Source organism: Bryocella elongata (assembly GCF_900108185.1).
Taxonomy (GTDB): Bacteria; Acidobacteriota; Terriglobia; order Terriglobales; family Acidobacteriaceae; genus Granulicella; species Granulicella elongata.
On record NZ_FNVA01000003.1, the window covers coordinates 161,168 to 187,360 of the forward strand.

Annotated in this window: 16 protein-coding genes and 1 riboswitch; of the genes, 11 read left to right on the forward strand and 5 right to left on the reverse strand. The window is 63.5% G+C overall.

The features are described 5' to 3' along the window. Positions 1–201: 201 nt before the first annotated feature. Positions 202–2,967, forward strand: coding sequence for a TonB-dependent receptor (locus C4S68_RS09910; RefSeq protein ID WP_103932912.1), 2,766 nt, complete (start codon positions 202–204; stop codon positions 2,965–2,967). A gap of 175 nt (positions 2,968–3,142) precedes the next feature. Here C4S68_RS09910 and C4S68_RS09915 read toward each other — a convergent pair whose 3' ends face one another. Then, positions 3,143–4,207, reverse strand: a complete 1,065-nt coding sequence (locus C4S68_RS09915) for a threonine aldolase family protein (RefSeq protein ID WP_235011492.1) — start codon at positions 4,205–4,207, stop codon at positions 3,143–3,145. Positions 4,208–4,255: 48 nt separating this feature from the next. Continuing rightward, a riboswitch (SAM-I-IV-variant riboswitch) is annotated at positions 4,256–4,361 on the reverse strand. Between the two features lie 76 nt (positions 4,362–4,437). After that, positions 4,438–6,480, reverse strand: coding sequence for a beta-N-acetylhexosaminidase (locus C4S68_RS09920; RefSeq protein WP_103932913.1), 2,043 nt, complete (start codon positions 6,478–6,480; stop codon positions 4,438–4,440). Positions 6,481–6,982: 502 nt separating this feature from the next. Here C4S68_RS09920 and C4S68_RS09925 point away from each other — a divergent pair. Together C4S68_RS09925 and C4S68_RS09930 are read left to right on the forward strand one after the other, a co-directional pair. After that, complete coding sequence (locus C4S68_RS09925; protein ID WP_103932914.1) at positions 6,983–7,429, forward strand: flagellar biosynthesis protein FlhF; 447 nt, start codon at positions 6,983–6,985, stop codon at positions 7,427–7,429. Between the two features lie 281 nt (positions 7,430–7,710). After that, positions 7,711–8,715, forward strand: coding sequence for a YncE family protein (locus C4S68_RS09930; protein ID WP_327333572.1), 1,005 nt, complete (start codon positions 7,711–7,713; stop codon positions 8,713–8,715). Positions 8,716–8,861: 146 nt separating this feature from the next. Here C4S68_RS09930 and C4S68_RS09935 read toward each other — a convergent pair whose 3' ends face one another. Genes C4S68_RS09935 through C4S68_RS09945 form a run of 3 tightly spaced genes read right to left on the reverse strand, consistent with a single transcriptional unit; the run spans position 8,862 to position 14,730 of the window. Next, complete coding sequence (locus C4S68_RS09935; RefSeq protein WP_103932916.1) at positions 8,862–11,987, reverse strand: efflux RND transporter permease subunit; 3,126 nt, start codon at positions 11,985–11,987, stop codon at positions 8,862–8,864. Beyond that, a complete protein-coding gene (locus tag C4S68_RS09940; protein WP_103932917.1) occupies positions 11,987–13,339 on the reverse strand; it encodes an efflux RND transporter periplasmic adaptor subunit in 1,353 nt (450 codons plus the stop codon). Before C4S68_RS09940 ends, C4S68_RS09935 begins: the two co-directional genes overlap by 1 nt. Continuing rightward, the gene (locus C4S68_RS09945) at positions 13,336–14,730 is read right to left on the reverse strand and encodes a TolC family protein (protein WP_103933282.1); all 1,395 of its coding nucleotides are present in this window, start codon (positions 14,728–14,730) and stop codon (positions 13,336–13,338) included. Before C4S68_RS09945 ends, C4S68_RS09940 begins: the two co-directional genes overlap by 4 nt. 113 nt (positions 14,731–14,843) lie before the next feature. Between C4S68_RS09945 and C4S68_RS09950 the strand changes: the two genes are divergently transcribed. The 8 genes from C4S68_RS09950 (at position 14,844) to C4S68_RS09985 (ending at position 26,185) form a co-directional block, all read left to right on the forward strand. After that, positions 14,844–15,530 (forward strand): response regulator transcription factor, encoded by a 687-nt coding sequence (locus C4S68_RS09950; RefSeq protein ID WP_103932918.1) that lies wholly within the window; start codon positions 14,844–14,846, stop codon positions 15,528–15,530. Positions 15,531–15,559: 29 nt separating this feature from the next. Beyond that, positions 15,560–16,954, forward strand: a complete 1,395-nt coding sequence (locus C4S68_RS09955; protein WP_160115087.1) for a sensor histidine kinase — start codon at positions 15,560–15,562, stop codon at positions 16,952–16,954. 83 nt (positions 16,955–17,037) lie between these two features. Continuing rightward, on the forward strand, positions 17,038–18,792 hold the full coding sequence (locus C4S68_RS09960) for an arylsulfatase (RefSeq protein ID WP_160115088.1): 1,755 nt from the start codon (positions 17,038–17,040) through the stop codon (positions 18,790–18,792). A gap of 126 nt (positions 18,793–18,918) precedes the next feature. Further along, entirely contained in the window at positions 18,919–21,240 is a 2,322-nt protein-coding gene (locus C4S68_RS09965) for an Orn/Lys/Arg family decarboxylase (RefSeq protein ID WP_103932921.1), read from the forward strand. A 290-nt stretch (positions 21,241–21,530) separates the two neighbouring features. Then, a complete protein-coding gene (poxB, locus tag C4S68_RS09970) occupies positions 21,531–23,261 on the forward strand; it encodes a ubiquinone-dependent pyruvate dehydrogenase (protein WP_103932922.1) in 1,731 nt (576 codons plus the stop codon). Between the two features lie 265 nt (positions 23,262–23,526). Next, a complete protein-coding gene (locus tag C4S68_RS09975; RefSeq protein ID WP_103932923.1) occupies positions 23,527–24,348 on the forward strand; it encodes an alpha/beta fold hydrolase in 822 nt (273 codons plus the stop codon). Positions 24,349–24,443: 95 nt separating this feature from the next. Continuing rightward, entirely contained in the window at positions 24,444–25,334 is an 891-nt protein-coding gene (locus C4S68_RS09980) for a glyoxalase (RefSeq protein ID WP_200821525.1), read from the forward strand. A gap of 71 nt (positions 25,335–25,405) precedes the next feature. Further along, positions 25,406–26,185: a copper homeostasis protein CutC gene (locus C4S68_RS09985; RefSeq protein ID WP_103932924.1), complete on the forward strand. Its 780-nt coding sequence runs from the start codon at positions 25,406–25,408 to the stop codon at positions 26,183–26,185. The last annotated feature ends 8 nt before the right edge of the window (positions 26,186–26,193 follow it).

Consider the following 26,193-nt stretch of genomic DNA (forward strand, 5'->3'; position numbering starts at 1 on the left):
CTAATGTGATTTCCGCAGGGATCTGCTGCACATCCGAGTCGCAGGGAACCATCTCCGGATGGTGTGCGTACCTCTGTTCACGACCTGAAGTTCTGTTTGCCTGACTCCTGCGCCAAGATTTTGCATCCGCGCTCCATCGCAGCAACGTTATAGCGAGTAGCCTGCCGCAGCTTTCGGCAGCGGCTATCTCCCGAGGACCCCATGCGACTTTCCTGCGCCGCCGCCATGATTGCGGCGATGACACTTCCCTGCGTTCTGCATTCAGCCGCTGCGCAGACCGCGTGTGCCACGGGCGCGCCGCTCGCGGGCCTGGTGCGCGATACGACCCTGGCGATTATCCCCGGGGCATCGGTGCAGGTGGATGGCGGCAAGGCTGTCACCTCCGGCTCGGACGGCCGTTACCGCTTCCCTTGCGTTGCGCCCGGGAAGCATACGTTGCATGTGACGGCCGACAGCTTCGCCGTGCTGGACATGGCCGTGACGACGCCGCGCCCGGCGGAGTTGAACCTGACCCTGCAGCCGGGGGATGTGAAGACCACCGTCGATGTTTCCACCGACGCCGAGGAGATTGAGCAGCCCTCTGCGACATCGACGGGCGCCTCGAAGACCATCACCAGCAAGCAGCTTTCGACGCTGGCGGATGATCCGGACGACCTGTTGCGGGAGCTGCAGCAACTTTCGGCGGCGTCCGGTGGATCGCCCTCAGCGGCGACCGTAGCCGTGGATGGCTTCGACAATGGTGAGGGCGGAACGCATCTTCCGCCGAAGTCGTCGATCGCGTACATCAAGGTGAATCCGGACCTGTTCTCGGCGGAGTACCGCAACCCGCCGTTCGGCGGCGGACGCATTGAGATCTATACGAAGCCGGGGCAGTCGACCTTTCACGGGGCGCTGTTCATGACGAACTCCAGCTCTTTTATGAATGCGCGCGATCCTTTCTCGACGGCTCCCGCTTCGCTGGGCAAGCAGCGGTATGGATTCGAGCTGACGGGGCCGATCCGGAAGAAGGGTTCGGACTTCTTTACGTCGCTGGAGCATCGCGACATCTCGAACGCTGCCGTGGTGAACGCTGTTGGCGTGAACGCCGCGGGAGTGCAGACTCCGATTCTGCAGACGGTAGCGGCTCCGCAGCACATGTTCATCGGCAACCTGAAGACGGACTGGCAGCTGGGCGAGAAGAACACGCTGATTGCGAGCTTCGACCACTGGAGCAACGATCGGCCGAACTTCAACGTGGGCGGAACGAATCTGCCGGAGAACGGCTACGACAACAGCCAGTATGACGAGAACTTGCACCTGGCGCTGGTGACGACGATCTCGCCGAAGATCATGCACGAGGGCCGGATCGGCATGGAGTGGGACGGGTATACCTACGCGCCCAACTCGACGGCCCCGCAGGTTTCGGTTGCGGGAGCGTTCACGGGCGGAGGATCGGCGCTGGGAGCGGCGCATGAGCACGAGATCTGGTCATCGATCATCGACGACATCATCATCCAGACGAAGAACCACCTGATCAAGGTGGGCATTCAACCGGAGTTCGTGCACCTCAACACGTATTCGCCGACGAACTTCAACGGGGTTTACACGTTTGGCGGCGGGACGACCTCCACCGGCCAGACGCTGACGGGAATCCAGCAGTATGTGAACGCGCTGAACGGCGCGGCGAATGGTTCGCCGACCAGCTTCAACAACACGACGGGCAGCCCGTACGTGGAGGTGTTCCAGTTCCGCAATGCGTTGTTCGTGCAGGACGACTGGAACATCCGGCCCAACGTTCATTTCTCGTCGGGTGTGCGGTACTACGTGCAGGAGAAGCCTTCCATCACGGCGGCGGTGCAGCCGCGCTTCGGGTTCTCCTATACGCCGGACAAGAAGGCGACGTGGAACCTGCATGCCCATGCCGGTATGTTTGCAGGCCGCTGGGGAGCGCATGGATGGGAGTCGATGGTGTTCTACAACGGCACGGACCGCAGCGTGAACACGGTTTATACGCCGACGTGCGCGGGAGCGTTCGACCCCACCACGTGCCAGCCTTTGAGCACAGGCAGCGTGATCCGCTCGGTGCGGACGCTGCAGCCGGGTTTCCGAGAGACCTACTGGTCGATGGAGAACCTCGGCTTCAGCAAGACGCTGCCGCAGAAGTTCACTCTCAGCGGCGATTACTACATCACGCAGATGTGGCACTATGCGCGGACGCAGAACATCAACTCGCCGACGAACGACCTGCCCACGGGGCCGCGGCCTTATGGAGCGAACCTGAACATCCTGCAGATGCAAAGCTCGGGTCGAGGCTATGGCAACGTGGTCTTTGTGGGACTCACGAACCAGTCGCTGAAGAAGGTGCAGTTCTTTGCGGGTGCGGTGCGCGTGGACATCATCGACAACACGGACGACAACCAGTACTTCACGCCGCAGACCACCGGTGTGACCGCGGGCGAGTATGCCCGGCGCGATAACCAGGGGCTGTGGCAGATCTTCGGCAACGCCACGGTTCACCTGCCGGAGAAGATCCAGTTCAGCGCCAACTACAACGGCACAGGGCTGCAGGCTTACAACGTGACCACCGGGTTCGACAACAATGGCGATGGCGACTTCAACGATCGGCCGCAATACGCGGTCGCGGGCACCCCGCTTTGTTCGGTGAATCCGAAGGCCAGCCCGTGCGGCTACAACACGCCATGGGGAGAGCTTGTGGCTTCGGGTGGCGTGGGTTCGCTTTCACGCGACAAGGGTGAGATGCCGTGGACGTTCTTCCTCGACACGAACCTGCAGCGGACGTTCAACCTGACCAAGAACACGAAGGCCGATCATCCGCAGACGCTGATGGTGAACCTTCGCAGCTCAAACGTGCTGAACCATCTGAACGCTTCGGCGGTGGGTTCGGTGCTGGGCTCTCCGAACTTCGGGCAAGCGTACGCGGCGAACCCGGGACGCCGCGTTGAAGTGGGGCTGCGGTACAGCTTCTAGAGCGGATTTCCTGATGATGTGCCAGTGGTCGATATGTCGGGCTTTCAGCCCTCGGCCTATCGCTGGTACCTTACCCAGGCCTTCGGCCCTGAGATGCACACCTGAAGGGAGATGTCCAAGGGAAGCGCTGCTCATCTCCAGTGAGCAGCGCTTCGTCGTTGAGGACCAGAGGCCGTCAGGACGTCAACGCGCGCAGGTCTTCCACCAGCGCGGTCACTCGCTCGGGTGAGCTATCCCACGCGAACATGAAGCGGGCACCGCCGCCGATGAAGGTATAGAACAGCCAACCGCGCGCGCGGAGGCCTTCTGCGATCTCGCTAGGCAGTGTGAGGAAGACTGCATTGGCCTGCGCCTTGAACATGAGCTTGATACCAGGGAGCGATTCGACGCGATGCGCGAAGTCCTGCGCGCACGCGTTGGCATGCGAGGCATGGCGAAGCCAGGCACCACTCTCCAGCATCGCGACCCAGGGCGCGGCGAGGAAGCGCATCTTCGAGGCGAGTTGGCCTGCCTGCTTGCAGCGATAGTCGAAGTCTTCAGCGAGCTTCGTATCGAAGAAGATGACGGCCTCGCCGACGGCCATGCCGTTCTTCGTGCCGCCGAAGCACAGCACGTCGACGCCGGCCTTCCATGTCATCTCCGCAGGGGAGCAGCCGAGCGAAGCGCAGGCGTTGGCGAAGCGGGCGCCATCCATATGCAGCTTGAGTCCGAGGCTGCGGCACTCGGCGGAGATCGCATGGATCTCGTCGAGGGTATACAGCTCGCCGGTTTCCGTGGGCTGCGTGATGGTGACGGCGCGGGGCTTCGGGTAGTGGATGTCGGTGCGCTTGAGCGCGATGGAGCGGATGGCTTCGGGCGTGAGCTTGCCGTTGGAGGAAGGCGCGACGAGGAGCTTGGAGCCATTGGAGAAGAACTCCGGCGCGCCGCATTCGTCGGTCTCGACGTGGGCCGACTCCGAGCAGATGACGCTGTGATAGCTCTGGCAGAGTGACGCCAGAGCGAGCGAGTTGGCAGCGGTGCCATTGAAGGCGAAGAAGACCTCGCAGGGAGTTTCGAAGAGGGTGCGGAACGCCTCCGAGGCGCGCGCGGTCCACTGATCGCCACCGTATGCGGGCTCATGGCCGCTGTTGGCCTCGTTCATCGCGGCCCACGCTTCGGGACACACTCCGGCGTAGTTATCGCTGGCAAATTGCTGGGGCTGCTGCATGGATTGGGTCCAAGCCTTTCGTTCGTCAATCATCAAGAACTGCTCGCTAACTTCTCGTTGGGAGCGTTCGGTGACGCGCGGCTGGAACCCGAGGTTTGCCGGATCGGCCACATCTCCCGGAGCGGGACGCCACCTTGCCCGGGAGCAGGTTGGCGTTGGGCATGCAGCCCAACTCTTGATGTCATTTCTAGGATAGCCGAAGGCCACTGATAGCGCACGCCGCGCTCGTTATTCGAACGCGGCGTGCGCTGCGACCTTCGCTGCTACTTCGAAGCAGCTTCGAGGAGTGAGCGCAAGGGGGCGGCTCCTACGAAGTGCACCAGCGTCTCGGGCCTGGGCTTCGTGAAGGATTCAAGGCGAGCCACAGCCTGCTGCTTCCATGCAGGAGAAACGGCTGTGCCCTGGGAGAGATGATGTACGGCCGTCTCCGCATCGCTCAGCACATGCTCAAGGTCATCCGCGCGCTGGCTCATCGCTGCAAGTTGTGGCGAGGTCTTCATCAGCAAGCGCACGGCGGGGATGGACTGCTTCCACTCGGCAAACTTCGCGAGCAGAGCATCGCGGTCTGCAACGTCGGCGCGTGGGTCTGCGAGGAAGCGCTTCATCGTGCTCTCCAGCCAATACTGCGAAGGTGGATCGGGTACGACTGCATCGACGAAGCCATCCAGCGGCGTGAGCTGATCGGTGCGCTGCACATGGTAGCGCTCGCCAAAGCTGACGGGAGCGAAGGCCTGCGCGAAGGTGCGGAGCGGGCCGATCTGCGTGCTGTGGGCCATGGCGCGAAGGCCAGCGTCCTCCGACGTGAGATGCGTGAGGCCAAGTGCCTCAAGCTGTACCGACACGGGCCCGAGACGGCGATACATGTCGGGCACATCGCGGACTTCAGCGGGCGACCAGAGGCGCTCGGCGATGGCGGCGGTGCGGGGCCAGATGCGGGAGTCGATGTTGCGTGCGCTCACGTGCTCGCCCCACATGGTGACCTCGCCACCGAGCACGCGGGCGCGCTCGGCTGGGGTGAGGGACGAGTCGGACGGAACGGGGTCGGCGAGGTAGACCTTGCCGGCGGGGTCCATGTGGTCGAGGTAATACGGCGCGGAGAGTATGCCCGGGTAGCCAAGCTGTGCTCCCTTTGCGAGCGACTCGCTCCCGCGCCATGACTGCACGACGACGTCCTTCGGAAGGCCGGGAGTGAGGACCTCATCCCAGCCGATCATGTGTTTGTGCAGGCCCTTCAGGATCTCGAGCACGCGGGTGTTGAAGTAGGCCTGCAGCGCGGCGTTGTCCTTGAGGTTATGAGCACGCATGAAGGCCAGGATGCGCGGGTTCGTCTTCCAGTCGGTCGCGGGCGACTCATCGCCACCGATGTGGACGTACTCGTCGGGGAAGACGGTGGCCATCTCGCCGAGGAAGCGAGCGATGAAGGTGTAGGTCTCGTCGCGCGTGGGATCGATGGCGTAGTTGCTGACACCGAACTCGCGTCGGATGCCATCAGGGACGGTTCCGCTGGCGAGCTCGGGATACGCGACGAGCCAGGCGCTGCTGTGGCCGGGCATCTCGAACTCGGGCACGACGCGCACGCCGCGAGCACGGGCGTAGGCGACGAGGTTGCGCGCCTGCTCCTGGGTATAGAAGAGGCCATCGGAGCCCTTGGCGGTCAGCTCGGGATAGAGCTCGCTCTCGATGCGGAAGCCCTGGTCCTCGGTGAGGTGCCAGTGGAAGACGTTCATCTTTACGGCGGCGAGGGCATCGATGTTGCGCTTGAGGACGTCGATGGGCTCGAAGTGGCGGCCGCAATCGATGAGCAGACCACGCCAGGGGAAGCGAGGCGCATCCTGGATGCTGACGGCGGAGATCTCGTAGTGGTCACCCGCCGGTTGCACTAACTGGATGAGCGTCTGGAGGGCGTGCATCGCGCCGAGTTCATTGGGCGCCGTGATGCGAATGCCTGAGGCGGAGACATCGAGTTTGTAGCTCTCGTCCTCGTCCACTGCCTGTACAGCATCGGCGGGATGTTCGATCTCTACATGCAGCGGCGTCGCGGGGGTTACGCCCGTGCCTGCGTGGCGCAGATCGGCGAGGGAATCGATGCGAGTGACTGCCCGCGCGATGGCATCGCGCAGGCGATCGTTCGCGTTGGCGGAGGTCTCGACGAGGAAGGTCGAGCGGAGGACAAGTGCGCCCTCCTGACGCTGCACGTGTGCTGGGACCGGCATCAGGGTGAGCGGACCGGACGGGGGCGCGGCCAGGGCAGGAAGAGAAAGGACTGACATCAGCAGTACCGGAACAACGCTAAGTGCTTTCATCATGGGAGGATCAAAGTCCTGTGGCCAGCGCGGTGATTGGAGCGGTGACAGCAACATCTTACGAAATTGAGGAGCGGGGAAGATCGCTTTGGCTGTTTCATACACCTCGACTCTGAAGATGCTGCGTGGAAAGGGCAGGCTGAGCGAGCGTGACGTCGGTCCTCGCGGTGTTGAGTGTCGCCGGTCTGTAACAGCGGGCCGCGGTTGGAGTTATAGCTCATCGGCTGGGCGCGGACGGCTGAGGGCGGCCCGCTGAGGGCGAGGCGAGCCTTCGCTGGAGAGCCGGGAGCAAGCGAGGAGGCAGGGAGCTCCGAGGTGTGTCTCATTCTGGGTCAGCCGGGAGCCATCGGCGCCGTTCCGCACGCGCTGTTCGGGCTGTGCAGGCGTTGGCAGGTGAATTTCCAGTACGGCAATCGGGAAGGTCTGAAAGATTGCTGGCGTAAAACCCGGAGGGAAAACTGTAGGGGGCTGTCCAAGTGTCGATAAGTAGGCATATGCTGTCGGCATGGACTTTGAACCTACTCTGCACAAGATTGACGCGGAGATCGCCAAGCTTCAGCTGATTCGAGATATCGTGCAACGCCTGGAAAGCCCCTCCCCCTTGCCCAAAGTGAAGCGGACCAAGAAGACCCCCGCGCCAGCCGAAGCGAAGCCTTTGGCTCTCGCTCCGCCTTTGGTCGTGGCCCCTGCGCCGATTGCCGCCAAGCCCGAGCCCTCTGTGGTTGTGCTCCCGCCGCGGATTCGGCGCGAGTATCACCCGCGCGCCAAGCATGCCGCTGTCGATCAGCGTGCCCTGGCTCCTGCCCGGAGCGACCGTCCGGTTTTTGTATCGCGCGCGAACATGCAGGCCGCAGTGGTCTCCGTTCCCAAGCAGGTGATTCCCGATCAGCAGTCGCTCGAAGCGCTTGTGCGGTCGAACCTGCTCGGTTCCCCGGTTCACGCTGCGCGCTGAGCGCTCCGGCAACTTGATGCCTGCTCTCTGAAGGTCTTTACGCAGCGGTGAGGTTACCGCTGCGCGATGCCGTGCGTGCGCCCTGGAACATCGCGGGCCCGATGGCCAGGTAGATCGCGGCGGTGCGCTCAGGCATATGCCCAGTCTCAGGCGCTCGGACGCAACCGGAGCGCGAATATTGCAGACCGGTGAATGCGTCTTCAGGCTGGCTTCAGGATCAGGGTGCTACCTTGCCTTCACGTCCATGCAAGGGCGGCAAATCCTGGAGGTGCGTAGTGAAGATGCGCTCGTGCGTTGCGAGTGGTGCGGTTCAGCTCTTGATGGTGACGGCTCTCGCCGCCCATGGACAGAGCACGTGGCATGTAGAGAAGACGTTTGCGGTGGGTGGTGCGGGCGGCTTTGACTACATCACCGTCGATGCGAAGGGGCATCGGCTGTTTGTGCCGCGCGGCACGCATGCGCAGGTGATCGATTCCGAGTCGGGCAAGCTCCTCGGCGACATTCCCGGCATCAAGGGAGCGCACGGCATCGCGATTGTGCCCGGTGTGAACCGCGGCTTCGCGACGCAGGGCCAGGGCGAAGGCGGTCTGCTGGTGTTCGACCTGAAGACCTACGCTGTACTGGGCAGCCTTCCTGCGATGGCCGATGCCGATGGCGTGATCTACGACGAGGCCGCGGACCGTGTGCTGGTCTCGGCCGGCGACAGCGAAGCTCTGCTGGTCTACAAGCCTTCTGCGGATCTCAAGACCGGCAAGCCCGAGGTGGTGAAGCTGGGCGGCAAGCCGGAGTTTCTTGCGGCCGATGGCGACACGGTCTTCGTGAACCTCGAGGACAAGGACCTGGTCGCGAAGGTCGATCTGAAGACGCTGAAGGTGATCGCGAAGTACCCGGTCGCTCCTGGCGGTAAGCCGGTGGGTCTGAGCATCGACCGTGCCGCGCACAAGCTGTTCATCGGCTGCCGTGGACCGCAGAAGCTGGTGGTGATGAGCACGGTGGACGGCAAGATCGAAGGCTCGGTGGACATTGGCGCGGGCGTGGATGCGACGGCCTATGGCAAGGGCGAGGCGTTTGCGAGCTGCCGTGACGGCTCGCTGACGGTGGCAGGCGACAAGGGTGGAAGCTTCGCGGTGATCCAGACGGTGCAGACGGCTGTGGGAGCGAAGACGCTGGGTATTGATGCCGAAGCGGGCAAGATCTACCTGCCGACCACGGACTATGTAACGGTCGCGAATGGCAAGCCCGCGGCCAAGCCTGAGGGCTTCAAGATCGTCGTCGTCAGCAAGTAAGCGCCGCCGGCAAGAGACTATGTTTTGCAGCAGGGGCACGATCCTACTCCGGATCGTGCCCACTTTTTGCTTTGCTTATAGCGTGAGCGGTGATGGCGAAGAAGAGATGAGGTACCGGGATCGGTGTCGGGATTCGGGTTGCGGGCTTATTCCGGTTGTGCGCCGTGTGGCTTGTTGAGTACGTAGAAGACCAGCGGCGTGACGAGCAGCGAGAGTACCAGCGAGATCATCAGTCCGCCGATGACGGCGATGGCGAGCGGCTGCAGCATTTGAGAGCCTGCACCGAGCGCGAAGGCCAGAGGCAACATGCCAGTGATGGCCGCGAGCGCCGTCATGAGGATGGGACGGAGGCGGCGACGGCCAGCGTGCACGACGGACTCAAGCAGCGTCTGGTGGGCGGCTGCGTTGCGCTGCTCGGCATCGAGCAGCAGGATGCCGTTCTTCGCGACGATGCCGATGACCATGATGAGGCCCATGAACGAGGCCACGTTGAAGGTGGTGCCCGTGATGAGCAGGGCGAAGACCACGCCTGAGACTGATAGCACCGACGAGGTGAGGATCGCGATGGGTGCGGAGAAGCTGCCGAACTCGGCGAGGAGCACGGCGAAGACAAGCATCAGTGCAACGAGCAGCACTCGGGTGAGCTCGGCGAAGGACCTCTGCTGCTCCTCGTAGGTGCCGCCATAGTGCACGTGGATGTCCGCGGGAAGATGGAGCGCATCGACGCTCTTCTGTACGGCGGCGACGCCGGTGCCGGTGTCGACGTTCTCCAGTCGGCCGGTGACGACGACCTCGCGCTGGAGGTTTTCGCGGCGGATCTCCATCTCACCGGGATTCTGCGTGAGGGTTGCGAGCGAGCCGAGGGTACCGAGGTGGCCTCCGGTCCCGACGAGTACCGCGTTCATCACAGCTTCCTGCGAGACGCGCGCCTCTGCGGGATAGCGCAGGCGAATGTCATACGGGCGAGCGTTCTGGATGAGGGGCGTCGTGAGTAAGAGGCCTTCGACGACGGCGTCGGCGTCGTTGGTCACGTCCTGCACGGAGAAGCCGAGGCGCGTTGCGAGCTCGGTGTTTACCTGCCACGTCGATGACGGGCCGCTGATGGTGTTCTCGACGCCATTCTCGACATCAACCACGCCGGGCTGCTGTTTGATGGTGCTGGCCACGCGTTCGGCTACGTCGGAGAGGATCGCGGGATCGTTGTTGAAGAGCTTGATCTGGATGGGTTCGGGGGCGTTGGAGAGATCGCCGATCATGTCCTGCAGGACCTGCGTGAACTCGACGTCGAGTTCTGGCTCGGTCTTCTTAATCTCGGCGCGGACGTCGGAGATGACGTCGTCGATGGCGCGGTCGCGCTTGTCCTTGAGCTTGACGGTGATGTCGCCGGTGTTGGCTTCGGTGACGGCGGCGAGGCCCATCTGCGCGCCGGTGCGGCGGGAGATCGATTCGACCTCGGGGGTCTTCTGGAGGATGGCCTCGACGTGGTTGAGGACGCGGTCCGTCTCCTGCAACGAGGTGCCGGCGGGCATGATGTAGTCGAGGACGAAGCCGCCTTCGTCCATCTCGGGCAGGAGGTCGCTACCGAGCTTCTTGTAGCCGAGGAAGGTGACGAGCAGCAGCAGGGCACAGCCGGCGAAGACAATGACCGGGCGCTCCAGCCCGAAGCGCAGCCAGCGCTCGTAGAAGTCGAGCACGTGGAGCATGAAGCCGGAGTCTTCGTGCTTGTGCGCTTCGTTTCCGGTTGACTCCTTGAGCAGCAGATAGCTGAGTGTCGGAGTCCAGGTGACGGCGAGCAGCAGCGAGGCGAGCAGCGCGGAGGCCATGGTGATGGCGAGCGCGCGGAAGAAGCTTCCCGTAACGCCCGACACCCAGATGAGCGGAAGGAAGACGACGATGGGCGTGATGGTCGAGCCGATGAGGGGCACGGCGATCTCGCGCAATGCGAGGCGGATGGCCTGGCCACGGTCTTCGCCCGCGGAGCGGTGCAGGACGATGTTCTCGACGACGACGATGGCATCGTCGATGACGAGGCCGACCGCTGCGGCGAGGCCGCCGAGCGTCATGAGATTGAAGGACGCGCCGAAGACATAGAGCAGGATGAAGGTGAGCGCGACGGTGACCGGGATGACGAGGCCAGCGACGAGAGACGAGCGCCAGTCGCGCAGGAAGAGGATGATGATGCCGGTGGCGAGGATGAGGCCGATGAGGATGGCGTCGCGGACGCTCTTGATGCTCTCGCGGACGAGGTGCGACTGGTCGTAGTAGGGGCGGATGGTGATGCCGGGGGGCAGCGAGGGCTTGAGCTGCTCGATCTCCGCGGCGACCTCGTCGGCGACCTGCACGGTGTTGCTGGTGGGCTGGCGGGTGATGTTGAGCAGGACCGCCTCGCGGCCCTCGGCGCGGATCATCGTGTAGGTCGGCGAGGTCGCAGCTTGTACTGTCGCAACGTCGTTGACGGTGACAGGAATGCCTGCGGTGGTGGTCTTGATGACGATGCGGCCTAGCTGTTCGGGATCATGTACCTGGCCGCCGACGAGGCCGAGCACGAGGTGCTGGCGATCGCGATAGAGGCCGGGGGAATCGACCGTGTTGGTGTTCTGGACGGCGTTCTGGATATCCGTGACGGTGACGCCGGAGTTCTGCATGCGGCCGGTGTCGAGGACGATCTCATAGTCGGGAATCTGATCGCCCTGGACGCCGACGGCGCTGACACCGGGCAGGCGATTGATGGGCGGCTTGAGGTCGTAGGTCGCGACCTCCCACAGCTTCGAAAGCGGCACCGTGTCCGAGGTGAGGCTGTAGCCGAGGATGGGGAAGGTGGCGAAGGTGAGGCGGTTGGTGGTGATGTTGGCCGTGGCTGGAAGCTGCTGGCGCACGCGGGAGATGGCTGCATCGACAAGCTGCAGCGTGCGGAACATGTCGACATCCCAGCTGAAGAAGAGGCTGACTTCGGCCTGACCTCGGCTGGTGGTGGAGCGCACGGTCTCGAGGCCGGGGACGGTGTTGACCGCGTCCTCGATGGGCTTCACGACGGTGACCTGCATCTGCTCGACGGGCATGACGCCGTTGTCGATGCCGATGACGACGCGCGGGAAGTTGGTCTCCGGGAAGACGGAGATGGGGACCTGCGCGGCGAAGTAGACGCCAAGCATGGCCGCGACGATGAGGAGAAAGATGAGCGTGGAGCGGCGGCGCAGGATCCAGAGCAGGCCTGCTGGCTCAGTGTGCGAACGCTCGTCGTTGCCTTGAGGACGTGAGTCAGGAGCGCTCATTACTTGTCGTCCTTGTCTTTCGTGTCGCCTGCCTTCGGGTCGCCCGCTGCGGGCTTGGTATCGCCTGCTGCGGGCTTCGCATCGTCGTCATCGTCGGCAAGACCGACCTTGACCTTGGTGCCGTTTTCGAGGCTCTGCGAACCGGTGGTGACGATCATGTCGCCGGGCTTCACGCCGTCGAGCACCTGGGTGTCTTTGCCATCGGTGATGCCGAGCTTGACGACGGTCTGGTGGGCTTTGCCGTCGGCACCGATGATCATGACGGCAGTGGCGCCGGTCTTGGTGGTGATGATGCCTTCGTTGGGTACGGTGGTTACGTTGTCGAGTGTGCGGACCTCGATGCTGACGTGGACGGGTGTGCCGGGCTTGAGTTTGGCCTGGGCGTTAGGGATCTTGAGCCAGACCTCAACGGTAGTCGAGCCAGCGTCGAGTGCAGGGCTGATGAGGCTGATGACGCCGTCGGCGGTCTGGTCCGTGCCCTGAACGCTGACGCTGCCTTTGTCGCCGACCTTGAGTGTCGCGACTGTGGCCTGCGGCAGATGCACCTTCGCGAGCAGCACGGAGGTGTCCATCACAGTGAGCAGGGGCTGACCGGCCTGCGCCATCTCGCCGGCGTAGAGCGGGCGGTCCGTGATGACGCCGTTGATGGGCGAGCGGACGGTCGCGTAGCCGAGGGCGGACTGGGCTTCTTCATACTTGCCGCGAGCGGAGGTGAGGCCGCCCTGTGCGCCCTGCACGGTGGCCTGCTGGCTTACGTGCTCGACGGAGCTGAGGTGCTGCACGGCGATGTCATACGCGGCCTGGGCCTGCACGAGAGCGGACTTCGATGTCTCGTAGTCGCGGCGTGGGATGGCGCCTTGTTGCAGGAGGTTGGCGCGCGAGTCGGTCTGCGCCTTCTGCACCGCTAGCGCGGCTTTCGTCTGATCGACGTTGAGCTTCGCGAGTTGCAGGTCTTCGACGACCTGGGCCTTGGAGGTGGTGTTGAAGCTGGCCTGAGCCTGTTCGAGCGAGCCGCGCGTATCGACCACCGCAGCGGCGAGGTCGGCGCCTTCAAGCTCAGCGAGTGCCTGGCCCTGGCGGACGCGGTCGCCGCGCTGGACCAGGAACTTGCGGATGGGCGAAGAGATCTTGGGCACAAGCGCGGCCTGGGCCACGGGCACGAGCACCGTGTCGGACTTCACAGTCTCGGTGAGGCTGCCACTGGCGGCCTTCTCAGCCGCAACGCTGACGACCGGAGCGGTGTCGGCATCGTCGGCGGCTTTCTTGCAGCCTTGCACGAGGGTGCAGGCAAGCAGTGATGTGAACAGGACGGCAGCGGCCGTTGCGCCGCGTCGACTTGCAGGGAAGGTCATGGCAGGGTTCCTGTCAGCGTTTGCAGGTTGGCAAGCGCGGTGTAGTAGCGGACGACGCCGTCGGCCTGTGCGGTCTGCGCGCCGACGAGCGTGTTCTGCGCGTCGACGACTTCGAGGATGGCGCCCTCGCCGTTGCTGTAACGCAACGTGGTCAGGCGCAGGGCTTCCTTCGCATCGTCGACGCTGCGCTGGAGTGAGGTGATCTGGCGCGAAGCGACGTCGGCCTCGTTATAGAACTGCTGAAACTGTGCGATGACGCGGCGTTGCGCGATGGTGAGGTCGGCCTTGGCGAGGTCACGCTGCAACTCGCTCTCCTTCACCTTGGCGTGCGTCGCGAACCAGTCCCAGACCGGGATATCGAGCGTGGCCTGGGCGGAGTAGCCGAGGTTGCGGATGCCTTCGGAGTCGGTGATGGTGAAGTGGTCGGAGTCGATGCCGTAGTTGTAGGCGAGCGCGAGGTCGGGAAGGTAGGCGGCGCGGCTGGAGGTGACGCCGAGGTCGGCGGCTCGCAGAGAAGCGAAGGCGGCACGGACATCGGGGCTGGAGGACTTCGCATTGGCTTCGATCTCGGCACGCGCTGGGAGTGCGGAGGGATGTTCGAGGTCTGCTGCGACCGTGTAGGGCGTGGTGGGATCGGCGAAGAGGAGCACGCCGAGATCGAGCCGGGCGCTCTCAGCGGCAAGTTGCGCATCCTGCTGCTCGCGCTCGCGCTGCTGCTGTTGCAGGCGGGCCTTGATGGTGTCGGCGTGGGCGACCTCACCACCTGCTTCCAGCTGGCCGGTGAGCCTGGAGAAGCGGTTGGCTTCGGCGAGCGCTTCGTTGGACACGCGAGCCTTTTGCTCCGCGGCGAGCAGGGTGTAGAAGTCGCCGACTACGGTGGCCACGAGGCCACGGCGGGCGATCTCCAGGCGGGCCTTGGCGGCGGAGGCTTCGGCGCTGGCGCGGCGCAGTTCGGTGACGCGGCCCAGGCCCACGGTCTCGGTGACGATGCCCTGGCTGACGTACTCGCGCACGGTGTTGTTCGCGATGAAGACGGGGTTCGCGCTGGTGGTGCCGGCCTTGGTGTTGGCGGCGGCGTAGGGCTTCTGCGGCGAGGTATAGAGGGCCTGGTTGTGATAGTCCACGTTGGGCAGCAGGTCCGCGCGAGCGATGGTCTTCTGCGCGTCGGCCGTGCCTTTATCCGCCAGGGCAGAGACGTAGCTATGATCCACGGCCTGGGCGCGGTGGAGGGCTTCGTCGAGCGTGATGGCGGGTGTTGCTGCCTGCTGGGATGTTGCGGTTGCGGCCGCCGTCTGCGCGTTGGCTTGCGGCAGTGCGCTCGCGACAGAAAGCACGAAGGCAGCCGGGAGCACAAAAGCGCGTGGGAGCGCCCATAGAAATTGAGTCTTCATCGCCATCACTAACGTAGCGTGACCTTCCTTAAGGCAAGGTGAAGATGCCATCCGGACGCGTGGGATACTGACTGAGCTTCGCACGGCTGCTGCCGGCGGGCGAGTTGTGACGTATGCGCGTACTAGTGATTGAAGACGAGACCCGGCTGGCGGAGAACATCGCCGAAGCGCTTCGCGAGAGCGCGGGCTTTGCGGTGGACTGTGCCGACAATGGCAAGGACGGCGCCATGCTCGCCGAGTTTCAGCACTATGACCTGATTCTGCTGGACCTGATGCTGCCGGGGCTGGATGGGATGGGAGTGGTCGAGTATCTGCGCCGCAAGGCGTGTTCGACGCCGATCCTGGTGCTGACTGCGGTGGGTAGCGTGGCGACGAAGATCGAGCTGATCAACGCGGGCGCGGATGACTACCTGACGAAGCCGTTTGACCTGGGCGAGTTGCTGGCGCGCACCAAGGCTCTGATTCGGCGCAGCCGGGGAGCTCCGCAGCCGACGCTCGCGGTGCATGGGTTGGCGGTGAACACGATTGAGCAGACGGTGCGGGCGGGTGAGCGATATGTGGACCTTTCGCCGACGGAGTACCGCATCCTCGAGTACCTGATGTTCCGGCCGCGGGTGATTGTCTCCAAGCAGGAGCTGCTGGAGCACCTTTACGACTTCACGTGGGAGCATCACTCCAATGTGATTGAAGCGCATGTATCGAACCTGCGCCGCAAGCTGAAGGAGCAGAGCGGGTCGTCGGTCGTGGAGACGATTCGTGGGCGCGGGTACAGGCTGGCGCAGCCGGAGCCTGGAGCATGAGCGGAGCCCGGAGTATGAGCGGGGCCACGATGAAGAAGCGATCCCTGACGGTGCGGCTGGTTCTCACGGTCGTGCTGGCGGAGCTTGCCTGTGCGCTGGTGCTGGGGGCGATCACGCTGCTGCATCAGCGGCACGAGAGTTACAAGGCGTTTGATGTGATGCTGCAGGGGCACGCCGATACCGTCATCGGAGCGCTACAGGATGCGGAAGATCCGGGTGACAACCTGATGTTGACGCCCAGCGAGCTGAGCCTTCCGCGTGAGGACGCTTTCCTCGTTGTTACGCCCGAGGGCAGGCAGGTGGGAGCGCGGAACTGGCAGGCAGGCTTCCCCATGCCAGCCACGCCTGGGTGGAGCAACTTCAAGTGGAATCACCATCGCTATCGGGAGCTGCGCATCGATAGCGTAAAGCTGATCGATGCCGGGGTTGCGGGCAAAGGGGGCGGGATCTCGCGGCCTGTCGAGGTGCTGTATGTGGCTGCGACGGGCCACGTATGGCACGAGGTGCTCGAGGGTGTGCGGTATTTCCTGCTGGCGTCGCTGGTGGTGCTGACGCTGACGGCGCTGGCGCTGGCATGGTTTGTGAGGCGATCGCTGGAGCCGCTGCGCGGCCTGGCGGAAGAGGCCTCTCGCGTGACAGCGGATCGCTGGGAGTTCACGCCGGCAGCCGAGGTGATGCAGACGAGTGAGCTGGCGCCTCTGGCCTCGTCGATTGCAACGTTGCTCGGCGATCTGGAGGCGGAGTTCGCTGCGCGGCGTCGTTTCGTGAGCGATGCCGCGCATGAGCTGAAGACGGCTGTGGCCGTGACCAAGTCCTCGCTGCAGCTGCTGACCTTGCGGCCACGCACGGCAGAGGAGCTGACGTCGGCGATTGCACGCCCGTTGAGCGACAACGACCGCATGGAGGCACTGGTGATGCGGATGCTGACGTTGGGCCGTGTCGACGAACAAGCTCCGGGGGCGATGGAGGTGTGCGATCTTTGCGGTATCGCGAAGAGCTCAATCGAGGCGCTGCTGCCGCTTGCGGAGCTTCATGGCGTGCGTGTGGAGGCTCGGTGTGGCGGAGACGCCGACGCAATCGGCGCGCGGGTTGCCGAGGACGACGCGGTGATCCTGTGCACGAACCTGCTGTCTAACGCGATCGAGCACAGCGCACGCGACGGGCAGATCGTTGTGGAAGCGGTGCGCGAGCAAGGGATGCCTGTGCTGCGGGTGATCGATCATGGCGAGGGCATTCCTGCGGAAGCGCTGCCGCACCTGTTCGAGCGGTTCTATCGCACGGACAAGTCGCGGTCACGGCGGACAGGCGGTTCGGGGTTGGGGCTGGCGATCTGCAAGGGGATCGTGACGCAGGCTGGGGGAACGATCGAGATTGCGAGCGAAGCGGGCCGAGGGACGACGGTGACTGTGCGGCTGCGCGCGTAAGGCCGCAGGGTTGCGGGCGGCTTTGACAGCGCCCTATGCAAACCTTTACATTTTGGCCGACCGAAGCTTCGGGAGGCGTTCCCTTGACCAACAGGCGTGACTTTCTCAGGATGGGCGCCGGGATGGCCGCCGCGGGTGCAGCGACAGGGGTTGAGGCGGCGACGGGTGAGCCTGCCGCACGCACGAATGCACCTCGGCCGAACATCATCCTGATCCTCGCGGATGATATGGGCTTCTCCGACATTGGCTGCTTTGGCTCGGAGATTGCGACGCCCCACCTGGACAAGCTGGCCCAGCGCGGGATGCGGCTGACGGAGTACTACAACAATCCGCGCTGCTGCCCTTCGCGGGCGTCCATCATGACGGGGCTGTACTCGCACCAGGCGGGCATGGGCAATATGGTGGTGGACCACAATCGCTACCCGTTCCCGGCGTATGCAGGCATCCTGAGCGCGCAGACGATCACCATACCGGAGGCCCTGAAGACCGCAGGCTACAACACGGCGATGGTGGGCAAGTGGCACCTTGCGCCGGAGACCGAAGAGAGCAAGCCGCAGTGGCCGCTGCAGCGGGGCTTCGACAGGTTCAGCGGCATGATCTCGGGCGCGTCGGTGTACTACGAATCTCCGCATCTGTTCGACGGCAACACGACGCTGCCTCCTCCGCCGAAGGATAAGTACCTGACAGACATCTGGGCAGAGAAGGCTGCGGGTTATGTGACCGAGCTTGCAGCCGAAGGAAAGATGCCGTTCTTCCTTTATGCGGCGTTCAATGCTCCGCACTGGCCCATCCAGGCTCCGGAAGAGGATGTGAAGAAGTACGCCGACCGCTATCGCGAGGGTTGGGACAAGCTGCGCGAGGAGCGGCATGCCAGGCAGATCGCGGAAGGCATTGTGGATCCGAAGTGGCCGCTCTCCCCGCGGGATCCGCGCGTGCCTGCGTGGGAGAAGGCCGAGGACAAGGAGTGGGAGATCCGGCGCATGGCTGTCTATGCAGCGATGATCGACAAGCTGGACCAGGGCATCGGGCGCATTGTGGATGCGGTGGAGAAGGCGGGCGTGATGGAGAACACGCTGATCGTCTTTATGAGCGACAACGGCGGCAATGCTGAGGAGCTGGGGCGCGGACAGCGCACGCTGCCGGTTACGGATTCGCCCGAAGGCCCGCTGCATGGGTTCGATCCCAAGGGCAGCATTCCCTGCGAGAACGGGATGACCTGTGCGGGGAACATTCCGGGAGTGATGCCGGGCGGGGAAGAGACGTTTCAGAGCATCGGAATCCCGTGGGGCAACTGCGCGAATACGCCATTCCGGCTGTATAAGCACTACGCGCAGGAGGGCGGCATCAGCTCGCCGTTCGTGGCGTGCTGGCCAAAGGTGATCAAGCCGATGGGACGCCCGATGGCGGCGGTGGGGCACGAGACCGACCTGATGCCTACGTTCCTGGAGGCCGCGGGTGTGACCTATCCGACGCATGTAGCTGCGGGGCCGATTCCCGCATTTGTGGGCCAGAGCCTGATGCCGCTGTTCGAAGGGAAGAAGCGGACGCGGCAGCCGATCTTCTGGGAGCACGAGGGCAACAGGGCCGTGCGTGACGGACAGTGGAAGCTCGTCTCGCGCTTCCCGGACGCATGGGAGCTGTATGACATGGAGGCCGACCGCACGGAGCTGCATGATCTTGCGGCGGCACAGCCAGCAAGGACGAAGGCGATGGCAGCGATGTGGGACGAGTGGGCGAAGCTCGTCGGAGCGCAGCCCTGGCCCATGCCGCAGACGCCTCCGGGCGAGCGCACGGGCGAGATGGGCACTCCGCCGTATCTGCGAAGGTACAAAGCGTAGGCTGCGGGTGCCTGAGGCGGGTGGCACGGCGAATTCCCGCGTTCACGAATTCTTCAAACTACCGGGGCGCTCTGAGGGCCCGGATGGCCCCTCTGCGGGCTCCGGGGCAGTAGCATAGAGAACGGTATGAATGAAGCCCGCTGGGTCCTGCTGATCGCAGGAGAGATTGGTCAGACGGACTCCGTCTCGGACCGCGCTATGGAGCGTCTGGTCGGAGCGATCCGTGATGAAGGTTATGACGTTGTACGCACCTCCACGCCGGAGGATGGACTGTCGCTGGTGACCAGCGATCCTTCGTACTCGGCGATCCTGCTGGATTGGGATCTTGAGGGCGACAACCAGCTTGGCGAACACGCGGCGCTGCAGATCCTGCGCGCGGTGCGTCGCCGCAATACGAAGGTCCCGGTCTTCCTGATCGCGGACCGCACGCTGGTCTCCGAGTTGCCGCTTGAAGTTGTAAAGCAGGTGCATGAGTACATCCACCTCTTTGGCGATACGCCGGCGTTCATCGCGAACCGCGTGGACTTCGCGGTGGAGCGTTATCACGCGCTGCTGCTGCCGCCGTACTTCCGTGAGTTGAAGAAGTACACCGACCAGGGCGCTTATAGCTGGGACGCGCCGGGACACATGGGCGGCGTTGCGTTCCTGAAGCATCCCGTAGGCATGGAGTTTCATCGCTTCTTCGGCGAGAACCTGTTTCGCAGCGATCTTGGCATCTCCACGGCGCAGATGGGCTCGTGGCTGGATCACCTGGGGCCTCCGGGAGATTCCGAGCGCAATGCGGCGCGCATCTTTGGTGCGGACTGGACGTTCTACGTGCTGTCGGGCTCGTCGACCTCGAACCAGATTGTGGGCCACGGCATCATCGCGCAGGACGACATCGTGCTGGCGGATGGCAACTGCCACAAGTCGCTTTGCCACTCGCTGACGGTGACCGGAGCGCGGCCTGTGTACTTCAAGCCGACGCGCAACGGCTACGGCATGATTGGGCTCGTTCCGCTGAAGCGGTTCAGCAAGGAGAGCGTGCAGGAGCTGATTGCGCGCAGCCCGTTTACCAAGGGCGCTTCTTCGCAGGAACCGCGCTGCGCGGTGGTGACGAACTCCACCTATGACGGCCTTTGCTACAACGTGGATCGCGTGGTGGAAGAGCTGGCGCCGAGCGTGGCGCGCATCCACTTCGACGAGGCGTGGTACGCGTACGCGAAGTTCCATCCGCTGTACAAGGGCCGCTATGCGATGGGTGTGCCGGACGAGATGCCCAACCGTCCAGCGATCTTCAGCGTGCAGTCCACGCACAAGATGCTGACGGCGTTTTCCATGGGCTCGATGGTGCATGTGAAGCTGAGCGACCGCGCTCCGCTGGACTTCCACCAGTTCAACGAGGCGTTCATGATGCATGGGACGACCTCGCCGTTCTATCCGCTGATCGCCTCGCTGGATGTGGCGGCGGCGATGATGGACGCGCCGGCCGGTCCGACGCTGATGACGGAGACGCTGCAGGACGCGATTGCGTTCCGCAAGGCGATGGCATCGGTGGCGCATCGTCTGCGGGCTTCGGCGGTGAATGGCGATGGCTGGTTCTTCAGCCTTTTCCAGCCGGAGACCGTAACCGACCCACTCACGGGCGAGACCAAGGTCTTCGAGGATGCTTCCGATCATCTGCTGGAGACCGAGCAGAGCTGCTGGACGTTGAAGCCCGGGCAGGACTGGCATGGCTTTGCCGACGCCGACCTGGAAGGCGACTACTGCATGCTGGACCCGACGAAGGTGACGATCCTGACGCCGGGTGTGAATGCGCAGGGCAAGGTGGACACCGAGTGGGGCATCCCGGCGGCGATCGTGACCGAGTTCCTGGACTCGCGCCGCGTGGAGATCGCTCGTGAGGGCGACTACACGATCCTTGTGCTGTTCTCGGTGGGTACGTCCAAGGGCAAGTGGGGCGCGCTGCTGGAGAACCTGTTCGAGTTCAAGCGGCTGTATGACTCGGAGGCCGCGCTGGAAGAGGCTCTGCCGGAGCTGGTGGCCAAGCACCCGGTGCGGTATCGCAACACCACGCTACGTGAGCTTTGCGACGAGATGCACCAGGCGATGCTGGAGCTGAACCTCGCGGACCTGGTGAACCAGAGCCAGGACGAAGACTTCGATCCGGTGATGACGCCGTGGCAGACGTACCAGAAGGTGATCCGCGGCGAGACCGAGCGCATTCCCTTCCGCGAGATGGCGGGTCGCATCGCTTCGGTGATGCTGGTGCCGTATCCTCCGGGCATCCCGATGAGCATGCCGGGTGAGCGGCTGGGCGCAAGCAACACGCCGGTGATGAAGCTGATCCTGGCGATGGAGGAGTTCGGCAAACGCTTCCCCGGCTTCGAGCGCGAGACGCATGGCATCGAAGTGGATGAGGACGGCGAATACTGGATGCGCGCTGTGCTCGAGGAGTATCAGGACTAGCTCCGCAGCTGATTGTCTGCATAAACAACAAGCGCCGCCACTCGAGAGATCGAGTGGCGGCGCTTTCGTTTGAGCTTCACGGCGGATATATGGACGGTTCGGCGATCACCGCACAGCACGGCTCTCGCAAGCGCCACGATGACGCGTGGACGACATCCATAGTCTTGTGTGCCCCATCAATCGTAAGGTGTCTCGACCACACGAAATGGGGATGGATTGAAACCATCGAGAAGGCAGACTAAGGCTGTTCTCCCAAAGGCTAGAGAGGCGCTGCGGCGCAAGGAGGTTGCATGGCAAACGTTGCTGACGTTCTTATCGATACTTTGATTGCAAACGGAGTGGAGCGCATCTGGGGCTTGCCCGGGGACTCGCTGAACGGTGTTACCGATGCGATGCGTACTCGTCCCGAGATTGCATGGCTACATGTGCGAAATGAAGAGGCTGCGGCCTTCGCGGCTGGCGCCGAAGCGCATGTGAGCGGCAAGCTCGCGGTATGTGCGGGGAGCTGCGGGCCAGGCAATCTGCACCTGATCAACGGGCTGTTCGATTGCCAGCGCAGCCGCGTTCCTGTGCTTGCGATTGCCGCTCAGATTCCGAGCTCGGAGATGGGCACCAACTACTTTCAGGAGACACGGCCTGAAGAGTTGTTCAAGGACTGCAGCGTGTACACCGCGGTGGTCACCGAGCCTGGGCAGCTGGAGCGGGTGCTGCCTATCGCGATGCGTGCGGCGATCTCTCAGCGCGGAGTGGCCGTCCTCGTGATCCCGGGCAATATCGCATCGATGCACTCGAGCTGGGAGGCACGGTCGATTGGCCTGCTGGAGAACGACTCGGAGATTGTGCCTTCAAAGTCAGCGCTGCAGCGGGCTGCGGAGATTCTCAACAGCACAGAGAAGGTCGCGATTCTCGCGGGTGCTGGCTGCATTGGCGCTCATGCGGAGCTGCTGGCCTTTGCCGAAGCGTTGCAGTCTCCGATTACGCACGCGCTGCGTGGCAAGGAATTCGTCGAGTACGACAATCCCTATGACGTGGGCATGACGGGCCTGCTGGGATTCAGCTCGGGCTACGCCGCGATGGAGGGTTCCGAGGCGCTGGTCATCCTCGGGAGCGACTTTCCATATTCGGCATTCTTCCCCAAGCATGCCAAGGTGATCCAGGTGGATTCGCGCGGCGAGCAGATTGGCCGGCGCACGCATGTGGATGTAGCGCTGATCGGAACGGTCAAGGGAACGATCGACGCTCTATTGCCGTTGCTGAACAAGGGCCGCAGCTCTGCGTATCTCGAGAAGGCGCAGAAGCACTACGTCAAGGCACGCCAAGGGCTCAACGACCTTGCCACGGCCGACACGGGCGACGGTCCGCTCCGGCCCGAGTTTGTGACGCAGGTACTGGATGACCTGGCGAGCGACGATGCGGTCTTCACGTGCGATGTAGGGACACCCACGGTCTGGGCCGCACGCTATCTCACGATGAATGGCAAGCGCAGGCTCATTGGATCCTTCAACCACGGCTCGATGGCTTGTGCTCTGCCGCAGGCGCTGGGCGCACAGGGTCTGGACAGGAAGCGGCAGGTCATCTCGATGTCCGGCGATGGTGGCCTGGCGATGCTGATGGGCGAGTTGCTGACAGCGAAGCAGAACAAGCTTCCTGTAAAGGTCGTGGTCTTCAATAACGGCGCCCTCGCGTTCGTGGAGTTGGAGATGAAGGCCGCAGGCTACGTGAACTTCGGCACCGATCTTGATGATCCGAACTTCACGCAACTCGCGACTTCGTGCGGCTTTCTGGCGCGCAAGGTCACGCGCGCGGAAGACCTTCACGAAGCTGTGCGCGAGATGCTCGCGCATGATGGCCCGGCGTTACTGGATGTAGCTGTACAGCGGCAGGAGCTTTCGATGCCCCCCACGATCACGCTCGAACAGGCGAAGGGCTTTGGCCTTTATCTGCTGCGTGCGGTGCTGACCGGACGCGGTGACGAGGTGCTGGATCTTGCAGAGACGAATCTGCTGACGCGCCTGCTCTAGGGAAGCTCTGCAACTGTAGCCGCCTGTTCACGGATCCGATGCCCCGGAGGCCAAAGCCCGGTGATTGTGGGCCGTAACAAAGCGCAACATGTGCAGAGGTTTTCTGCACCACACGCGGCATTGCCTCCCCACTACTCAAAAGAGGCACGAGGGTGGCCCTCCAACGAGGGTGGGGAAAGCAGCGAACCGCAAGTCCAATAGCAGATGTGCCCAGGAGCTGCGGTCATGTGAACTGCAGCGAACCGGAGCCCTACAGGAGAAAGCAATGCCTACGATCACAGCGAAAGACGGAACGAAGATCTACTACAAGGATTGGGGCACTGGACAGCCAGTCGCCTTTTCTCATGGCTGGCCGTTGAACGCCGATGCCTGGGACGCGCAGATGATGTACCTCGGTGCACGCGGCTATCGCGTCATCGCACACGATCGTCGTGGCCACGGGCGTTCCGAGCAGACGTGGCACGGCAACGAGATGGACACCTATGCCGATGACGTTGCTGCTCTCCATGAAGCGCTGGACCTGAAGGACGTGATCATGGTGGGCCACTCGACGGGTGGAGGCGAGGTCGCGCATTACATTGGGCGTCACGGAAGCGCCCGCGTCGCAAAGGCCGTGCTGATCAGCTCGGTGCCTCCGGTCATGCTGAAGAGCGAGAGCAATCCTGGCGGTCTGCCCATCGAGGTGTTCGACGGCATCCGCACCGGCACGCTCACGGATCGTTCGCAATACTTCAACGACCTCGCGGTGCCGTTCTATGGATACAACCGCGAAGGAGCCAGCATCTCGAAGGGTGTGATTGAGAACTTCTGGTTCCAGGGCATGCAGGGTGGCATCAAGCCGCTGTATGACTGCATCAAGGCCTTCTCCGAGACAGACTTCAACGAAGACCTGAAGAAGATCGATGTCCCGACGCTGGTGATGCACGGCGACGACGATCAGATCGTGCCGTTCGCGGACGCGGGCGCTCTCACGGCGAAGATCGTGAAGGGCGCGCAGCTGAAGGTCTATAAGGGCTATCCGCACGGCATGGCGCAGATTCATGCCGACGTGATCAACGCGGATCTGCTGGCCTTCATCCAGTCGTAGACTTGTGGTTCAGGGCGTACACGCGGGAGGCTCGCAGGCCTCCCGCGCCTTCGTTTGTGACAATCGAATCATCTTCAGGAAACAGGACGGGGATCTTGAGAGGCACACTTCTTGCATTGGCGTTGGTGGCGGGCACGGCAACTTTGCCCACCGGAGCACAAACTCCTGGGGCACAGGAAGGCGTCGCCGTTGGCCCTCAGTATGACTCCACGCACGTCTATGTTGCGGCAGCCGACGTCGATGCCTTTGCGAGGTGCTTCCTTGCGACCTTCGGAGGCAAGAGCTCAAAGCAGACGCTGGTGACGGTGACTCCGACTCCGAGCAAGACGACCTCGCAGCTGCTCCAGACGCCCGTGGGTATCGTGTCTCTGTTTGGCTTCACCACGCCGATTCCTTTTGGTTTTGGTGAGGAGCGCAACGGGTACCTGGTGCGGGACCTGGATACTGCTTTGACCGAAGCTCGCAAGGCCGGAGCGGACGTGATCGTCGCACCGTTCCCGGATGCCATTGGGCGCGACGCGATTGTGCAGTGGCCCGGCGGCGTAGATCTCCAGCTCTACTGGCATACGACCCCGCCCTCCTACCCAGCTCTCGTGCATGTACCGGAGAACCGCGTGTACGTCTCGCCGGAGCGGCTGGCCGCGTTCGTCCAGGCATTTGTCGCGTTCTCCCATGGCAAGGTCGTGGACGACCGGCGTGATGCAGCCGGTGAAGAGATCGGTCTTCCCGGAAAGCTGATTCACCGTGTGCGGATTGAATCGGGCTTCGGGAAGATGGTGGTCTTCGCCACCGACGGTCACCTGGTGTACCCCTATGGCCGCGAGACTACGGGGTTCGAGGTAGACGACCTGGATGCGGCGCTCACGCGCGCTGCGGCAGCCGGGGGAACGGTGCTCGTGGCACCGTTCGCAGTGGCTGGACGACGGAGCTCCATGGTGCTCTTTCCTGGTGAGTATGTCGCCGAGATCCATGCTCCGAAGAGTTAGTACCTGCGGCGCGCGCGAATACAGGGTTGGCCCGTACGGCCGGCGCGGCATACGCTGTTTCCAGAGCCTCCATGTCCACCGTCCCAGTTCCCACATCTCTGCCTGCGCGAGAACGGCCTCGAGAGTTTGAGCTCTGCGGCGAGTCGCTGCAGGCTTGTATCGCCGCCAGCGAGGGCGGCGCCGACCGCATCGAGCTCTGCACCGCGCTTGGCGTCGGAGGCGTAACGCCTCCGACGTCACTGCTTCGCGCAGCCCTCGAGCTGACAACACTGCCGGTACATGTGCTCATTCGGCCAAGAAACGGCGAGTTCCGGTATTCGCCAGCTGAGTTTTCGCTGCTGCTCACCCAGGTTGAGGACGCGCTTGGGCACGGAGCCGCCGGGGTTGTCACCGGTGTGCTGGATGTGGAGGGACGCATCGACCTGGATCGCATCCGGAAGGTCATGGTCGCCGCAAACGGCAGGCCGGTGACCTTCCACCGTGCCTTTGACCTCACCCCCGATCTCTCGCAGTCTCTGGAGCAGGTCATCGATCTGGGTTGCGCGAGGGTGTTGACCTCGGGCGGCGCGGCGGACGTGATGGCGGGGCTGCAGGCACTCCGCGGCCTGACCTCGCAGGCAGCGGGAAGAATCCGCATTGCAGCGGGGGGCGGCGTGCGCCTGGAAAATGCTGCTTCCCTGCTTGCGGTGCACGGGCTGGATCTGCACGGATCGCTGCGTACGATCGAGCCACCGGAAGGACATATGGGCGCAGTCCATCCGCTCACGACGCAATTTGGGCAGGCCTATCGTGTCCTCGCGGAGAATGTCTGCGCGATGACCGAGCTTGTTCACAGCGCCGACCCGCGATAATGGTGGGC